This is a genomic window from Candidatus Saccharimonadales bacterium, from assembly GCA_036397795.1.
GTDB lineage: Bacteria > Patescibacteriota > Saccharimonadia > Saccharimonadales > DASWIF01 > DASWIF01.
Genome location: DASWIF010000040.1, coordinates 42,259 through 59,038, shown reverse-complemented (window position 1 = coordinate 59,038; position 16,780 = coordinate 42,259). Strand labels below are relative to the sequence as shown.

General features: G+C 52.4%; 16 protein-coding genes. 6 read left to right on the top strand and 10 right to left on the bottom strand.

Annotated features, from left to right (window positions below):
• Both VGA08_02750 and VGA08_02745 read left to right on the top strand, forming a co-directional pair.
• On the top strand, positions 1-611 hold a 611-nt coding region (locus VGA08_02750), incomplete at its 5' end, for an HAD family hydrolase (protein HEX9679514.1).
• 61 nt (positions 612-672) lie between these two features.
• Positions 673-1,098, top strand: a complete 426-nt coding sequence (locus VGA08_02745; protein HEX9679513.1) for a hypothetical protein — start codon at positions 673-675, stop codon at positions 1,096-1,098.
• 43 nt (positions 1,099-1,141) lie between these two features.
• On the opposite strand, the gene VGA08_02740 is transcribed toward VGA08_02745, so the two are convergent.
• Positions 1,142-1,411 (bottom strand): hypothetical protein, encoded by a 270-nt coding sequence (locus VGA08_02740; protein HEX9679512.1) that lies wholly within the window; start codon positions 1,409-1,411, stop codon positions 1,142-1,144.
• 157 nt (positions 1,412-1,568) lie between these two features.
• A complete protein-coding gene (locus VGA08_02735) occupies positions 1,569-1,781 on the bottom strand; it encodes a hypothetical protein (protein ID HEX9679511.1) in 213 nt (70 codons plus the stop codon).
• Between the two features lie 76 nt (positions 1,782-1,857).
• Between VGA08_02735 and VGA08_02730 the strand changes: the two genes are divergently transcribed.
• On the top strand, positions 1,858-2,319 hold the full coding sequence (locus tag VGA08_02730) for a hypothetical protein (GenBank protein HEX9679510.1): 462 nt from the start codon (positions 1,858-1,860) through the stop codon (positions 2,317-2,319).
• 334 nt (positions 2,320-2,653) lie between these two features.
• Here VGA08_02730 and VGA08_02725 read toward each other — a convergent pair whose 3' ends face one another.
• The 5 genes from VGA08_02725 to VGA08_02705 form a co-directional block, all read right to left on the bottom strand.
• Entirely contained in the window at positions 2,654-2,785 is a 132-nt protein-coding gene (locus tag VGA08_02725) for a hypothetical protein (protein HEX9679509.1), read from the bottom strand.
• Positions 2,786-2,909: 124 nt separating this feature from the next.
• A complete protein-coding gene (locus VGA08_02720; GenBank protein ID HEX9679508.1) occupies positions 2,910-5,474 on the bottom strand; it encodes a valine--tRNA ligase in 2,565 nt (854 codons plus the stop codon).
• Between the two features lie 185 nt (positions 5,475-5,659).
• Complete coding sequence (locus VGA08_02715) at positions 5,660-6,154, bottom strand: hypothetical protein (GenBank protein HEX9679507.1); 495 nt, start codon at positions 6,152-6,154, stop codon at positions 5,660-5,662.
• Between the two features lie 103 nt (positions 6,155-6,257).
• On the bottom strand, positions 6,258-7,334 hold the full coding sequence (gene tsaD / locus VGA08_02710) for a tRNA (adenosine(37)-N6)-threonylcarbamoyltransferase complex transferase subunit TsaD (GenBank protein ID HEX9679506.1): 1,077 nt from the start codon (positions 7,332-7,334) through the stop codon (positions 6,258-6,260).
• Positions 7,335-7,371: 37 nt separating this feature from the next.
• Positions 7,372-8,673: a hypothetical protein gene (locus VGA08_02705; GenBank protein ID HEX9679505.1), complete on the bottom strand. Its 1,302-nt coding sequence runs from the start codon at positions 8,671-8,673 to the stop codon at positions 7,372-7,374.
• 102 nt (positions 8,674-8,775) lie between these two features.
• Between VGA08_02705 and VGA08_02700 the strand changes: the two genes are divergently transcribed.
• Positions 8,776-10,053, top strand: a complete 1,278-nt coding sequence (locus VGA08_02700) for a UDP-N-acetylmuramoyl-L-alanyl-D-glutamate--2,6-diaminopimelate ligase (protein HEX9679504.1) — start codon at positions 8,776-8,778, stop codon at positions 10,051-10,053.
• On the opposite strand, the gene VGA08_02695 is transcribed toward VGA08_02700, so the two are convergent.
• Complete coding sequence (locus tag VGA08_02695; protein ID HEX9679503.1) at positions 10,046-13,444, bottom strand: metallophosphoesterase; 3,399 nt, start codon at positions 13,442-13,444, stop codon at positions 10,046-10,048. The two genes, VGA08_02700 and VGA08_02695, sit on opposite strands and share 8 nt — an antisense overlap.
• Positions 13,445-13,585: 141 nt before the next feature.
• On the opposite strand from VGA08_02695, the gene VGA08_02690 reads away from it, so the two are divergent.
• On the top strand, positions 13,586-14,869 hold the full coding sequence (locus VGA08_02690; GenBank protein HEX9679502.1) for a hypothetical protein: 1,284 nt from the start codon (positions 13,586-13,588) through the stop codon (positions 14,867-14,869).
• Here VGA08_02690 and VGA08_02685 read toward each other — a convergent pair.
• Positions 14,866-15,159 (bottom strand): hypothetical protein, encoded by a 294-nt coding sequence (locus VGA08_02685; protein HEX9679501.1) that lies wholly within the window; start codon positions 15,157-15,159, stop codon positions 14,866-14,868. The two genes, VGA08_02690 and VGA08_02685, sit on opposite strands and share 4 nt — an antisense overlap.
• Before the next feature lie 78 nt (positions 15,160-15,237).
• Between VGA08_02685 and VGA08_02680 the strand changes: the two genes are divergently transcribed.
• Entirely contained in the window at positions 15,238-16,092 is an 855-nt protein-coding gene (locus tag VGA08_02680) for a hypothetical protein (protein HEX9679500.1), read from the top strand.
• 229 nt (positions 16,093-16,321) lie between these two features.
• On the opposite strand, the gene VGA08_02675 is transcribed toward VGA08_02680, so the two are convergent.
• Complete coding sequence (locus tag VGA08_02675) at positions 16,322-16,750, bottom strand: hypothetical protein (GenBank protein ID HEX9679499.1); 429 nt, start codon at positions 16,748-16,750, stop codon at positions 16,322-16,324.
• Positions 16,751-16,780: the final 30 nt, after the last annotated feature.

Here is a 16,780-nt window from a genome sequence, read left to right as displayed (position 1 = left end):
TTAAGACCGTCCCGACGGCCGTCAAGTTCATTTACTGCGACGTCAATGGCGTGATGGTACGGTTTTACCACCACGCCTTTGTCAGTCTGTCGGAAGAAACCGGCGTACCGCTGGATAAGGTCGAGAGTACCTTCTGGCACTACAATGACGCGTGTAACCGAGGAGAAATTACACTTGAGGGCTTTAATAAATCGATGGCCCATCACTTAGGCGTAAAACGAGTCGACTGGCGGCGGCATTACATGGGTTCGGTTCAGCCGATCAAAGAAACCCATGAATTTTTAGCCCGGGCGGAGACCAAGTACAAAATCGGGCTGCTTACCAATATCATGCCGGGATTCTTGGCAGAAATGTTCGGTCTGGGCGTCCTGCCGCAGCTTAATTTCAGCGCTATCGTCGACTCGACTAAGGTTGGCGCGGTCAAACCGGAAGACAAGATTTATCTTAAAGCCGAGGCGATGGCCGGCTGTAAAGGGCAGGAGATTTTCTTTATCGACGACTCGAGGGCTAATTTAACAGAAGCCGAAAGATTTAACTGGCGGGTGTTTTGGTTTGATGATTTTGACCCGGCTGAATCCGTTAGACGAATCGAGCAAACACTGGAAAGATAAACCACATTTGACAAAAGTCGTATAATTAACATCTATAAGCCATTAAAATTAAAAACCAAAAATGTCTGAACAGTCTTACGAACAAAGTATCGCCTTCTCCTCCGTTGCTCTAGCCGATGATGAATGCGGCGTGGCTGACTTAAGGGGCCGGACGAAGGAGCTAAAAGATACATTAGTTGCCCAATTATTTAAAAACAACTCGCAAAGACGATTTGAGGGCAGGCTTTATGACCCATTTAGCGAGAGTTGGCTGGAGGCCGGGCTGGCTCAAAACGACGGACAAGTAGTCTTGTGTTTATGGTCTGAGGATCAGATGATGTTATACCGATTTGATGGCCGAAAACGCAATCAGTACAGGGTTTTTGACCGCGAAGCTGACGATAGATTTCAACTAATAAAAGAGATTGAAATTAACCTGGAAGACCTGGATCGCCTGGTTCGTTTGCTGAGCAGCGCGCCCCTTACGGAGCTGATGGAGATCGAATAAATTATCGGCAAGGAGAAGAGGGCAGCTTCACCGCCGGAGAGGGTCAGCCCTCCGGCGGTGAAGCCAGGTCGCGCCTTACGGGAGCGACTACTTGATCTTCAATCAAGACAATCACCCCGATCACGATCAGCACTAAGCTGGCGGGCCAAATGACCCACAGTGCTTGGTCGATCCAAGCCAAGACGAAGCTGATGGCCAGTAGCGGCAGGACTATTCGCAGCCCGGCCGTGAAAAGCTCGACTTCGAGCCGGTCGACATCCGACGGGTTCTCGATTAGCTGGCGGCGCCAGTCTTTGAACGTCCTAGCGGGCATCGGGCACCCGCCTGACGAGTCGCAACCGACCCCGGTCGAGCCACCAGCCCAGCGCTTCGCGTTCGCCCTCGGTCGGGACTCGCTGGTTCTTTTCGAGCCAGATTTCTAGCCACGGTGGTAGCTTTTCCAAGTTTTCTCCTTGCCTGTCAATGGGCGATCAGCGGCGCCCGCGGGCTCTGGCGTTCAACCAGACACCTACGCCGATACCGATACCGATCGCTAAACCCAACAGAGTCAACCATCTCCCCCTTACTATCTTGATCATCCAATCCATGAACCATGGGTGTCTGACGACCAAAAACAGCAGCCCCACCATCAGGGCAAAGCTCAACACCTGTTTGAGGGACGGCACGTGACTCTCCTTGCTCACCGAAGTTCGCAACTTACACTATTAAATCATTTTTTTTGGCATTATTCAACGTATAGAAGCGGCGTATAATATCGATATGGAACGAACCGGACCAGACCGCCATTTACACTTCTCCGCGGTTGCGCTGGGAACAGAGATACCGGAGGGTTACGAGGCTGGCTCCGAAGGACTGCTCGATTTGCGCGCGCGGCAAATAAACAACGTCATCTACGACGAGCTGTTCCACCAAGGTCTGGAGTTGGAATTCACGTCGACATCCGATGACGACGGCGAGCCCGCTCTTATAAGCGCTTCGTTGCAACCTGAGCCGGCCAGTCTTAAGTCGATTACATTAAGGCAGGACTTTAAAAACTATCGTCTGGCCTATAACCTTTCTCTTGAAAGCCGACCCAATCGCACTTTTTCAATTTTTGATCGAGTTTACGGTAATCAGTTACTACTAGCTTATCAGGCCAGGATGGATGGCAGCCACCTCGAGGAAATGATAAACTTAGCCCAAATTGTCTTTAGCCGTTCTCCCACTTTTCAAAACCCTTGAGTCTTAGATCAAAGTCTTTGAAAAGTTGAAGATCAAGCAGAAAGGTTGGTCCTAAAGACCAATAGGGTGACGGCCCGAGTTGGCCGCCCCCTTTTAGTGTGGCTGTGGTCTCAACGAGACTGGTTGTCTCGGTCTCGCTGAAACTCATTGAGCGTGGCTGTTGCTCGCCACAGAAAGGCGAACACCACCACCGACAGCCCTCCCGGTATCAAAGTGCTCCCCAATGAGCCGGTCTGCTCAAAACTGCCGCCGGTCCAAAGCAGTAGGACCACGAGCAGTAGTAAGAGGGCCGAGAAATTGCGCGACGCGCGCCGACTGGCTCGTTCGTAGCCGGTCATGTTTCCAGCCAGTCTGCGGCCAGGGAGTCATCGACTTCGTAGTCGCCCCGCCGGGCAGCCTGCTCGATCAGGTCGATGACCGTCACCAGTAGGACGATTGCGAACAACGTCAAAATGAACGTCAACACGGTAGTTCCTTTCTGCTTGTGAAGAGGCCGTTTAGCCCCTGCAATTCCCGTGAACAAAGACCACGAGAATCAACTGTAATCTAAGCATAAACCGATTAATGAGTCAAGAGCGGCCACAGGGGTACTAGTTGTTGATTGTCGCTTCGGCAGCCGTAATTTGCGCGTCAATTCTTTGCCGGCTGGCTTCAATCTCGCCAAGCTCGGTTTTACTCTCGCTGACGAGTGCTTTGGGCGCGTTCTTAATATAGGCTTTGTTGTCCAGCCTGGTTTTGATTTGCTTTTGACGGGATTCGAGATCTGTTTGCTGCCGGCGCAAGTTTTCCAGATATACCTTGATGACGTCGTGTTCGACGTCCAGCCAGGCCTCGACGCCCGGTTGACTCAGGTGCAGGCCGGTACCCGATTCTACTTCGCGGCAATCGATTATCCGGGCCAGTTTGGCAATCAGTTCGGCGTTTTCGGCAATGATTGGATCACCTTGATGATATAGCGTGTTCTGCCTTAGCCTAAGTTGGCTTTTGAGTTCTCTAATCTCGGTTACGACGTTCTTCACGAGCTCAAAGTCTTCGGCGCCACTAGCCGCCGCTTTAGCGGCTTTGGGCCAGCGGCCGCTAATGAGCTGGCCTTCGGTCCAGCTGAGGGTCTGCCAGATGGTCTCTGTCACGAACGGCGCAAACGGATGGGCCAGGGCAAGTAAGGTCTTTAGCCCATGGGCCAGCAGGTGCTCGTTTTTATTGATTTTGCTGGCTTCCAGGTACCAATCGGCCAAATCGTCCCACAACAGGTGGTGGAGGCGTTCATAGGCTTCCGAGAAGCGGTACTCGTCCATCAACCGGCCGATATCGCTCACACCCAGGCTAAGCCGATGGATGAACCAGTCGTCGGCGGGGTATTTGGCCTGGGGCTCAAGATAGGCGTAGTCGTCGCCTAAAACCCCTTCGATATAACGGGCGACATTCCATAGTTTGTTGGCAAAGTTGCGCGCCCCGATAATCTTATCCTCGGCAAAGGCACTGGCCACCCCGGCCACCCGTCCGCTGATCAGCCCCATTCTCAGCGCATCCGAACCGTGGCTGGCAATTACGTCCATCGGGTCAACTACATTGCCTAACGACTTGCTCATCTTGGTGCCGTCGGCGGCAAGGACATAGCCATGGATATAAACAGTAGTGAAGGGCACATCGCTGGTGGCATAAAGCCCGAGCATTATCATTCTTAGCACCCATTGGTTGAAAATCTCGCCGCCAGTTTCCATGACAGAGGTGGGATAAAACCGCTTAAAGTCCTGGCCGTCTGGATAGCCGAGTGTGGTAAACGGCCACTGGCCGGAGGAAAACCAGGTGTCAAACACATCCGGATCGCGGACGTAGTGCTTCTTACTGACCTCGATAACTTCTTGGACCACACGCTCGTCAAACAGCCAATCATCCGGGTTGTCGACATTACGAAAAGCCGGAATCGGTATACCCCAGGCTATTTGCCGCGAAATATTCCAATCCTTGACGTCGCTTAAGTACTTCAGCGCTTGGGCTTTTTTGGCCGCCGGGTAAAATTTAATCTTGTCGGCTTTGATGGCCTTGATGGCCGTTTCCGCCAGCGGTTGCATGCGGATAAACCACTGGTCTTTTAAGAGCGGCTCGATGACGTTATGACATTTATAACAGATCCCGACCGAGTGCCGGTAAGTTTCTTGTTTGGCCAGCGCCTTGAGCTTTTTGAGGTCGCTAATTACCGCCTGGCGGGCGTCCTCGACGCTGAGGCCACGATATTTTTTCGGCGCTTCCGAAGTAATTTTGCCGTCGAAGCCGATGACCGATATAGCCGGCAAGTCGTGCCGCTGGGCGATGTCAAAATCGGTCGGGTCGTGGGCCGGCGTGACCTTGACGGCACCGGTGCCAAAACTGGCGTCGATGGCCTCGTCCGCCACGATTGGGATCTCGCGGTTTGTCAGCGGTAATTTGATAGTTTTGCCGATAAATTCTTTATATTTTTTATCTTTGGGATGGATCGCTACGGCGGTATCGCCCAGCATGGTTTCCGGCCGGGTGGTGGCCACTGTGATCTGGCCGCTACCATCGGTCAGCGGGTAATTTATATAAGTCAATTTGGTGTCGCGCTCGAGGTATTCGACCTCAATATCGGAAAAACTGGTGTCGTGCACGGTGCAGTAATTGACAATCCGCTCACCACGGTAAACCAGGTTGTCATCCCACAGTTTTTTAAAGGTTTTATAAGTCGTATCCACCACCGATTGGTCCAGGGTAAAGGTGTAGCGGCTCCAGTCCACGCTGGCGCCCATGGCTCTGACCTGTTGTTCCATCCTCCCTCGATTAGCCGCCACGAAATCCCAAACCTGCTTAAATAACTGGTCGCGGCTAAAATCAAACCGGGTTTTGCCGTCTTTATTAAGTTGCTTTTCGTAGACTACCCAGGTCTCAAAGCCAGCGTGATCCGCGCCGGGCAAGTATAAAGTAGCCTTGCCCTTCAACCGGTTGTAACGGACCATAACGTCTTGAATCGCGTTGGTCAGGGCGTGGCCGATGTGCAGCGGCGCGTTGGCGTTGGGCGGCGGCATGATGATGGTAAAGGTATCGCTGCTACCGGACGGCGCAAAGGCACCCGCCTGCTCCCATAACTGATAAATATCAGCCTCGTACAGTTTGGGGTTATAAGTTTTTGACAGTTTCATTTAGGTCTTGGGTCAATCCTCTTTCACATGAAAGACAAACAAATACATAACTAGCAACACTTTACTAGTATCCTAATCCCACCGTTATGACCGGGTTTGGTTTTAATGTTTGTTTACCCAACCAGTGTAACCAAATCAATAAAAAACCTCCAGGGGAGGAGGGTCATCACTTCAGTCGCGGCGGATTAAGCCCGCCACTCCGCTCTTAAATTGTCCAGTATGACACTCAATATGCCAGCCGATTGTTCGTGCTCAGCCGGATTGAACTCGTCGCTGTGCAGTCTTCGGTCGGCTTCGAGTAGACAATCTTCAATTAACCCGAAAGCTTCAGCGTAATCGATTTGCCCGTTATCATCAGTGACCATTCGCTCTACAACATCTTCCACCCGACCGGCAATTACCGCGGCTAAGCTGCCCTTAGAGTCACCGCTAGGGGATACGGCGGCTATTAAATTCTCCTCGGGCATGGCTAGTAATGAAACTATACTGTTGATGGTTTTGGCTCTAGTTTGAGCCTGGTCTTCGGCTTTGTCGTGACCGCGCAGCAGACTAAGCAAATCATCGGTGGCCAGATTGTGAGCATTGTTAGCCTGGTCTTCATCGTGAGCCTTCAACTCCCGCCTTAAGCCCTCGGTGGCGGCCCGGTGGGCGGCGTTTTCGGGGTCAATGGGAGATTCCATTGGATGAGAAGGTGATTGTTCGGTTGACATTTTGATTTTGAATTGAATCGTAATTAAATATTAGCATAAGTTTTATAAAAAAGCAAGTATCTGTTGTTTTAATTTATAGGACTAGGCTAGGATTTATGTCCAGCTTAAAGGGGCTGTCCGGCGCAGCTTTAGCCCGCGCGCGGTAGAAGCCGAGAGCCGCGATCATGGCGGCGTTGTCGGTGCAAAGCGAGATTGGTGCGTAACGGATATCGAGCGGCAGCCGCTTAGCTAGTTGCCGCCTGAGTTCGCTATTAGCCGCCACGCCACCGGCGATGACCACGGTCTTGGGTCTAAATTGACTATAAGCCGACTCGGCGGTGTCGACAAGAGTTTCGATCGCAATCCGTTGAAAGCTGGCCGCGATATCACTTATTTGCGTCTTATTGAGTTTATTAGCGAGCTCGGTTGAAGGAAAATTATAATCGACACCAACCAGTGCTTGGACGGCGCGAAGCACGGCCGTCTTTAACCCGGAGAAGCTGTAATCAAACCCCGGCATACTGGCTTTGGGTAATTTTAAGAAGTCGGGATGGCCGGCTTTAGCGGCGGCCTCGATGCTCGGTCCGCCGGGATAGGCTAAGCCTAGCAATTTAGCCACCTTGTCAAAGGCCTCGCCGACAGCGTCGTCCTGGGTTTGTCCCAGAAGTCGATAGCTTTGATGGTCTGATAGCAACACTAGGTGGCTGTGCCCGCCGCTGACAATCAACGCTAATAACTCAAATTCCGGCTCGGCCCAGGCGGTGGCGGTCGACAAGTCGAGTTTGGCTTTAGCGGAATGGTCCCAGTCAATAAAATTGGCGTAGACGTGCCCCAAAGCGTGATGGACACCATAAAGCGGCTTATTTTTTATCAACGCCAGCGTCCGAGCGGCCAAAGTACCGATTAACAGGCTGCCGCCCAGTCCCGGGCCATTAGCCACGCAGACGGCGTCAATCTCATCCCAACTCAGGCCTGATTGATCGATGGCTTGGTCAATCGTTGGAGTCATAACTTCAATGTGGCTACGAGCCGCTACTTCTGGCACCACGCCGCCGTAGAGCTTGTGCAGGTCGACTTGGCTCAAAACTACATTGCTTAAAAGCTGGCGGCCGTCTTTGACGACGGCCGCGGCGTTTTCATCACAGCTGGTCTCGATCCCTAGGACATTCACGCAATCTTAATTTTACCGCACGCGCCCGCGGCGGGGCCTAATCGACGGTAAAGTACATCACCGGCGACATATTGCCGCGGTTACCGGCTTTGTCCTCGGCACGAACGATCATTTTATAGACGCCGGCTGGCAGGTTTACGTTCAGGCTCCAATCGGCGTACAGCGGGTTGGCTGCGGGTGAACTTAAACTAGCCGGAATCCGGATAAGTTTGGCCCGCCAACTGCCGTCCGGTTTCAGCCAGGCGCCGTGAGTCATATCTTTGACACCAACCATAACCCGTTTAAGGCTGAGGTTGTCGCCAGCCACGCCTTTAAATGTCACTGCTCCGGCCGGGAAAACCGGCTGGGGGCAAACCCCGCTGACGGCGATTAAGCACTCGTAAGGTTTGGCGTATGGTTCAAGATTATCGCTAGTCGGCTGGTAATCATTAGCGTTGTCATAAAACCAGGGGTAGTTGCCCGTCCAGTTAATTTCTGAGGGTAGTGACACGGTCTGCTTGGTAATTGACCAGTCACCGGCTTTAGTCTTGGCCCCTGAGTTTTCAAACCGGATAAGTTTGGCCGATTTCAACGCGTTGAAACCCTGGCCCCAGCCCTTGGATTCGGCAAAATCCATCAGCAGCTTAGGAATCCTGGTCGGAGCGCGTTTATCATGGCAATAGGTGTCCGGATACCAACTGCGGTTTCGGACCAATACCCCGCCGATGGTGTAATCCTGGTTGCCGTTTTTAACATAAAAACCGTCGCTTAGAGTATGCTCCGGCACGACCGTCCAGATACTTCTGATCTGATAGGGCACCAAGTTTGTCAAGGTTGCCACGTCTTCATTGGCCGCGCCGGCCCGTTTGTAAAGCTGATATTTGATCTTGAGCGGAGTACTATCGGCCCGGATATCCCAAAAAACCTGATGTTGAAAGATTTGAATCTTGCCATTTATGGGCGCGACGATAAATTGACCGGTAACGTTGATCGGCGCCTGGCCGCCAGCGGCGTTCGGATTGGGTACGTTGGGATTGTCAACCTTGCCAAACCGAGCAGGCGACAAATCCATGCAAGCTAGCGGGTGGCCATACCGGTCTAGTTCTTTATCGGGGAATAAAAACGGCTCAAATGCACCTTGTGGTAGGGCGCGCGCTTCGGCCCTGGCGTTTTGCTCACACTGGTCTTCCAGCCAAGCGATTTGTGAAGCGTTAAGGCGCGATCGGTTGCCGGCAATCATGGTCTCGCAGCGCCGGTCGCGAACCGTCGCGTTTAAAGGCAGCGTGGTCTGGCTAAGCGGCCAGAACAAGCCGGCTAATAGCACCACCGCTAGAATTTTGAAAATCACGCGTTTAAACATAACACATCCTTAACATTCTTATATTATATAACGAATATTCTATGAAGTCAATATTAGTTACGGCGGTTGGCGGCGATTAGCCGCCATTGTATGATGTAGTCAATGATGGCTTGGTTAAAACGGATAGTCCCGATTTCGCTGGCAAAACCCCTTTTGCCCGCCTATCATCGGCTGCAAGCGATAGCGGCCAACCTTCGTTACGGCCTGCCCGCTCGGTCGCTTAAAGTAGTGGCCATTACCGGCACCAACGGCAAGACTACAACGGCGGCTCTACTGGGCAAGATCCTGCAACAACAAGGCTGGCGGGTCGGAATAAGTACGACCGCTTTTTACCAGGTCGGCGACCGACAAACCCCGAACGACACCAACATGACCGTGACCGACCCGTTCCGCCTATTTAAGCTGCTAAAGCAGTTCAAGCAAGCCCAGGTTGATTGGGTCATACTGGAGACTACCTCGCACGCGCTCAGCCAATCCCGCATATGGGGCATCCCGATCGAGGTAGCGGCCATTACCAACTTAACGCAGGACCATCTTGATTGGCACGGGTCGATGGATGCTTACGCCGCCGCTAAAGGCAAGCTCTTTAGAAGAAAGGCTCGTCTGCATATTCTCAACCGCGACGATGAGTGGTTTCATTTTTTTGACAAGTTCGAGCCAAAAGACCGGGTAATAACCTACGGTGTCGATCCGGATGCCGACTGCCGGATAGCCGCCGCCAAGCTGGGCCCGCACGGTTCGGTGTTAGAACTCAAGCTGGAACGAGCCTTAATCAAGGTCAAACTAAAGCTGACCGGCAAATTCAACGCTTATAACGCGCTCTGCGCCGCGGCCATCGCCCACGGCTTGGGCTTGGAGCCGGAGGTTATTAGCCAAGGTCTTAAGAACCTGGAGCAAGTACCGGGCCGGATGGAGAACTTGCCGACAAAACGAGGGTTCAACATCATTATCGACTATGCTCATACGCCCGACGCGCTCAAGAACGTGTTAGAGACCCTCCAGGGCGTAACTAAGAGACGAATTATCACCGTGTTCGGCGCCACCGGAGATAGAGATGCCAGCAAGCGTCCCCTCATGGGCAAAATCGCCGCCCGTCTTAGCGATGTCATGATCGTGACTGACGACGACCCTTACAGCGAGAACCCGCTGTCGATTCGGGCCGCTGTACTGCAAGGGGCTGACAGCGTAGTCGACGGCGCCGAGATTTATGAAGTCGGCGACCGGCGGGGTGCTATCGCCAAAGCAATGGAGCTAGCAAAACGGGGAGACACGATATTACTGGCCGGCATCGGCCACCAAACATACCGAGTAATCGGCGATCAGAAAATCAAATGGTCAGAACGAGCGGTCGCCGAAGAATTATTGGCTAAATCTAATTAACTGAGAAAGTCACCCAGCTGGCTATCGGTCCCCAGTTATTAGCGGCGTCGATAGCATAGACCGACATCAAATAGTCATTGGATGGCAGGTTGGCAATAAAGTAAGACCAGCCGACCGACTGGCTGCCGGCGTTGGTGACGGTGGCGTTGTGCCTGATAGTACTAGCGGCAAAGGTTCCGTTGGCTTGCAACCACAGTTGTGAGCCAAAGCGTTGCCTGACACCAACTTTGACTTGCGTGACGCCGACGTTATCGGTGGCCGTGCCGCTCAAGGTGACGCTCGGCCCGTTAAAGACCGTGCCAGCCGTAAAACCGGAAAACGGTTCGGGCAGAGTCGTATCCGGCCCGGGCGGCGGAGGCGTTGGAGCCGTATTGGCGATCAACTCCAGGTCAAAACTGATATCCGAGCTGGTACTGCCGTTATTGTGAATCTCTACCGCGATGGTGTTAGTACCGTTTACCAGGCTAGATTTGCTGACGGTAAAGACGTTCCAGGCGCTTTCGTCGGCACCGGCAATCGTCGAGGCCGCGTTGGTGTCAAAGTTTATGGTGCCGCTCGGCATGTTGGACCGAACAACTTCAACGCCGTTTAGGTAGACCACGGCACCGTCATCGCGGACAAGATTGAGCGTCAGGTCGCTGATGGCTGAGACGTCACTAACATTGAATTTCTTCCTAAAGTAAGTGGTAATGCCATTTTTTATAGTTACCGTTGCCTCGTCGCCGTCACCAAAGCCCAGTTGGGCCGGGCCATTAGACCACGAGCTATCATCGTAGCCGGCGCCACGCCAGGCAGTGCCTAAATTAGCTCCACTGTCGTTATAGAGCCAGGCCGAGCCGGGATCAATTGGCAAATCCTCCACGGCCGGCGGAGGCGGGGGCGGAGGTGTTGACGGAGCGCCATGGACCGCTTGGCTGCCGCTGTCGGTATATGTACCACCGGCCACGTGGACAAAGTCCCAGGCGTAGCTGTCAGCCGTCAGGGTCAGCTTGAGCACACCCCAATCGGTGAAGTTGCGGGTCTCGGAGTAAACCGACGGCGTTTGCATTTGCGGCCGGAGAGCAATTCCGCCAGTGCCGACTATGAATTCCCGGATGCCAAAGTTTGAATCCGGTAGACCGTTAGCGTCCAGCGGCATGTAACGTTCATAGTGATGCTCGTGGCCAGCTAATGCCAAATCAACGCCAAAATCATACAGTGCCTGCCACAGCGGTTGAACATTTAAGTGGTCGTTATAGTTGTTCTTGGTAAAGCGGGGGTGGTGCCAATAGGCCAGGACATTCTTGTCAGAATTAGCCGCTAAATCAGCTCGGAGCCATTGGGTCTGGGCGCTGCTGGCGCCGCAGCCGCCACCGGCAACCTCCGCGCACATTGAGTTGAGTACGACCGCGTGCCAATTGGCGTCGATGTCATAGGAGTAATAGCCTTGAGTCGGGTCGCCCGCCCGGGCGCCGAAGTAGTTGTAATACGGCGTGGCGCCGCTGGTGTGGTACTCGTGGTTGCCTACCGCCGGATAAGTAATATCTTTGAATTCGCCCCAGGTTGGATCGTAGCAATTGGCAAATTCGGCAGTCGTGCCGTCATTGTAGGCGTGGTCGCCTACCGTCGCTACGCTGCCACTGCCGCTGGCGAATATACTACTAACTACCGAGGCTGTTTGTTCGTCGCCGGGCGAGGAACAGCTGGCAATATCGCCGGCGGCCGCTACCACGCTAAAACCGGTGGGCGGAGGAGGTGGCGGTGGTGGCGGTGGTGGCGTACCTTCGTCGGTCGCCGTCAGGATGAGTTCAAGATCAAAACTTACGTCCGAGCTGGAAGCGCTGGAGTTATGAACCTCAACCGCCAGCGTATTGGCGCCATTAACCAAATTAGCCGGGCTAAGGCTGGCGGCGTGCCAGGCATTTTCTTCTGCGTTTGGAGTCCAGTTGGCCAGAGTGCCAAATGTAACCGTGCCGCCGGGCATGCTTTGGCGGTTAACTTCCACGCCGTTGACGTAGACTACCGCGCCGTCATCGCGGACTAAATTGAGATCAAGCGCCGTCACCTGGCTGATATCGGCCACGTCAAAGGTTGTGCGGTAGTAAGAAGTGATGCCGTTGTTGGGGATGGTGGTCGCTTGGTCGTTTTCGCCAAAGCCAAACTGGGTATTGCCGACCGGCCACGAACCGTCGCTGTAACCGACACCGCGCCAGGCCGTACCAAGATCGGTTCCGCTGGCGTTGTAGCGCCAACTGGAGCCTGGGGCTACTACGGTCGTCGGTACTGGGTCACCGTCGGGCGGGGGTGGAGGTGGGGGTGTGCCAGTTGGCGGCACGTAAGTTATGTTCTTGCGATACAGTACCCCGCCACTGCCGCCAAATTCCGGCCCGTATAAAATATGGCTCATATCGGTAGCGAAGGCAAAGGACTCCGAATTAAAGGTTAAAGCCTGCCGAGAATCGCCATAAGCAATCTGGACCTGAGCGGCCAAGGCTTGATCCCACGTCTGTCCGTCTTCTCGGTAGCGAAGAGTGGCATAAGCGTCGCGGTTAGTGCAGTTGCCAAACCGGGGAGCGGTATTAACCCCAAACACGTGTCCGTCGACGGAAATATCACCCCCGCCAATCATATTAAACGGGTTATTAGGCGCGCCCAGCGGCCGCCCGGCCACGCCGCTGGTACTAGTCAACTGGACGGTGGAGCCTACGCTAACTTGGGCGGCAAAGTTATCGGCCTTCCACGTTCGGTTAGGCGTATCGTCGGCCGACATCGTACAGCCAGAATTAGAACGGCGGCGCTCAACGAACAGCGCCGTGTCGGTTGTACTGTCATAAGCCAGTGTCTCAACTTCCACATTGGAGCTAAGAGAAAAATTCAAGCTGACGTCTCTATCAACCGCTACCGTGGCGGTGTTATTAGTCGGCTGCGAAAGCGTGACGATTGGTTCCTCGATCCGTAATAAATGATTCGTGCCAACGCCGGGTAAATTCTCGTACAAGTAAAGATACCAGCCGGTCGAACCGCCGGGGCCGGTAGCCATGTCTTCCATATCCGTCCAGCTATAAGGCGAGCCAGCGGCAGTCGTAACGGTGTAGCGGGCCAGCACCCGCCAAGCGGCCGGGTCGATAGCGTACAACGTTTGGCTGCCGCCATCCGGCCGATCGCGCTGGTCGTTCACCAGCCACAGCACGCCCGGATTCTTGCGCGAATAAACAATACCTGAAGTCCCGGCGTTAACGCCGAGTAAGTTATTTAGGTTACCCAAGGTTTGGGCGCTCGAGCTAATCGTGGTCGATGGCGGTGCGGCTTTAACTACACCAGCAAACGGCACCAACAACGTTAACAGTAAAACTGCCGCTGCTATCAGATTGAACAGCCGAATATTTGGACGAACAAAATATGTAGTGCGCACCAAGCTTACCCCCAAGTTAGATAGCTACCATTATTTCACTGCCTGACGATTAATGTAAAGCACGAGGGTTTTGACAAAAGCGAAAGTTTTTGTTTACACTAGACTCTAACATGCCGAATAAAACAAAAAGGCTAGCCTGAGATGACTCAACAAGCCCCTCAGAGGATGAACCTTGAGGAGCTTGTCGGTAACCCGGATATAACACCCCTAAATTTTTGGACTGAAGTTGAAAGACTTAACAACGACCGCGTGACCGCGCTAGGTAAACTTGCGGTGCAAGACCCAGCCAGTGGTTTAGCTCCTAAAACGAGGTTTAGTTCAAATCAAAAATTTCTTAAGAATAATTTCATTGTTAATAACGCCCACCCCTCACGGTTGCCAACAATAACCGATCACGAAGCCAAAATCGTCGCCCACAAAGCTTATTGGTCGCTCGGAGTGTTGGAACCTGAGGCTAATACGGCGGAGTATGTGACCGCTCTCGTACCGGCTCTAGTCGGCAGCAGAAGAAATTCTAACAACACTGAAAACGCTGCCGGCTTTATAAACGAGCTGGATCCTGAATCAATAATCAAAATTAGCCGCCTCATTGAGGGACCTTCAAAACGACACACGTTTAATAATGTTATGGCGGCTATGCTGCAAGAAGCCGGCATCTTTTTGATGATACCGGGATCAGGGTATGAGAGTGCAGGCAAATCAGCTCTGGAATCCTCGAAAATCCTGTCGAAGCTGGACGTTGATAGATTGCACGAAAATCCCGAGGCCGTGACTTCAATGCTCAGACGACAATTTGATATTGAGTTTTACAAACTTCACTTGGAAGCAAGGGCCGGACACAAAGCTAGCGACATCGAAAATAATTTCAGACGAGCACAGATTCGATACATTAATACTTACACAGACTGGATAAAATCCGATCAGGTTTTGCCCGGCATAGCCTTTGAATGGTTAGTTACATTAGCCTATAGAGACTACATAATGCGCCACCAGTTATACGCATCGTCATATGTCAGGAGCGCTTACCCTCGAGAAGATTATCCGCGCCACGAGATGACAGGGGGCATATGGGACAATAAACAGTCGATTGACATCTTAGTGGCTGATAGAAGCGGGCGCCACTTTCTGCAATGTAAAACCGATGGAGCTGGGACCGAATCAATAACTGATATTGGACATATCGACGGCTTCAGTAAAACAAGTGGATGGTATGCTCGACCCATAACAATAATCAGTGCCAAAGAGGCTATTAGTAACGACCGCGAAGCCAATGAAAATATCGATACTTATTTGAAACGTAAGTTTACAGAGCATGCTCAAATGGTCAAAATGAGATTAACCGCTAACAACAGATTCAAATTACCAACTGTTGATTCAGTCTTAAGCCACTACGACACAATGTTTGAAAAGAAGTTAGCCGCTTAAAATTCGGCGGTTAAACTACCCTTTTCATCAGTTTTTTTAACCGTCACGCCCTTAAGAGATTCCGGAATAACCCGCTGAGGGTCAAGTGAAACTTCGTTTGGCTCGTGGTCTGGTTTTGGGCCGTCGCCCAAATCTGGCCAAAGATTCCATGGCTCGCCGGTGGCGGGATTCCTCATCAAACGATCGGCCGCGTTGTCCAGCACCATACCAATCAACAGTTTGGTTATGCCCCGTACGCCCCGCCGAATGGGGACAGTCTCATCTTGGGCTGGTCGTCCAGATAGTTCCATAGCAAATATTATAATACAAATATTGACTTTTTACTAGTTATTTGGTATTATATATGGGTTAAGTCAGCCAAAACAAACATGTCATTAAAATCTCCTACAGACAATGAGCAGTCGAATGCAGAAGAATCCTCTGAGAATTTTCAATATCAGATTCTAACTGGCATACGTCGCGCTGGTGAAGATGTATCTGATGAACAGCTCAGAGCCGAATATCTAAGACGCACCGAGAGGTTGATAGACACCTTGGCGGATAGCCATCCGGACTATGTCGTGTTTCTAGACAAGTCAGCCCGCCCGGTATCATGGATGATGGATCAAATGTGGGATACCGTCAGAAATGACACTCCCAGGCCGGATATAAAATTTGTAAACATTGATCGAGAACAATGGAGAGATGAGGTAGGATCTAATCTGTCCCATATCAACGCCGATCGCATAGACTTTCATAGAATTAATGAACTTAGAGCACTCTTTTTGCAAAGACCAGTTCAGGACAACGGCGCAGGCGAAGTTGGCTCAGATGTGATGACTAAACCTTCTATATTTGACGAAAAAAATGTAGTGATAATTGACGAGGTTAAGACATCTGGGGACACCCTCGATATCGCAAAGGCTATTTTTAGGCGGGCTTTTCCTCGCGCTAACATATCAGGTAAATACTGGATGATCCCCAAGCATATAACTATTGCCGGCGGTGGAACTGCTAACGCCGAGCTACCAGTTTGGTATAGAGAAGATTCAATTATTGGGCGGGGAGTAGGGAATAGAGACACCATAAATTCAGCCCGCTCAAATAGTAAGGCCCAACGAGTAGGCAGATGGTTCCTTAGTACGAGATTTGAATCACCTGATCCAAGATCCCGTCAGCTAAGAGAAGAAATAGAACACTTAACGAGTACCTTCATGAGTGGAAGTAGTCCTAAAAAAAATTAAGGGCCTTGGTTCTCGTGATATCTCAGGGTAACAGTTCCGTTAGGAACCATTGAAACCTGTTATATCCGAGAGCCTAGGCCCTGGTTTTGGTCTGAAGGCTGCATAAGCAGGGGTAGAACCTACACTTAAGCAGCTCCAGACGAGCTTGGAGGTAAGCAACGTTGACCCGAGGTGGGGGTCACGTGAGCGTATTCGCCAAGGCGAATTGATAGCCTTTACGCGCCTCTGATCAGGTGAGGGCTACCACGACTTCTTGATCGAAATCGTTGGTCGAGGGCAGGCCGTGGACTGCGGTCCCGCTGTCCTCGAAGTACCGAGGCGAGAACAGGGCCTCGAACTCGATTTCGTCGAGCGCAGCGATGCGCTGGCACAGCAGCTTGACGAACTCGTCGACGGCTTCCTGAATACCTGTGCCATACGGCACGCGCAGAACGAGCGCCGCACAGCAAACTGGTATGTCCTGAATGGTCTGGCTCCGGATCTCTCCGATCAGCCGACTCAGCCGTCTGACGTTGCACGTCCTGCTCAGAGCCTGGTAGTTGATGGCCAACCTGAGGCTCAAACCGCCGTCGTCCTTGATCTCCACCTCGCGGCCGATGTGGAGACTGCTGAGACCTATGACGTCGACGATGTAGACGTCTGCGTCGTGGGTGGTCATGGTCACGAGCGTGAACTCCGCTTGGCTCCC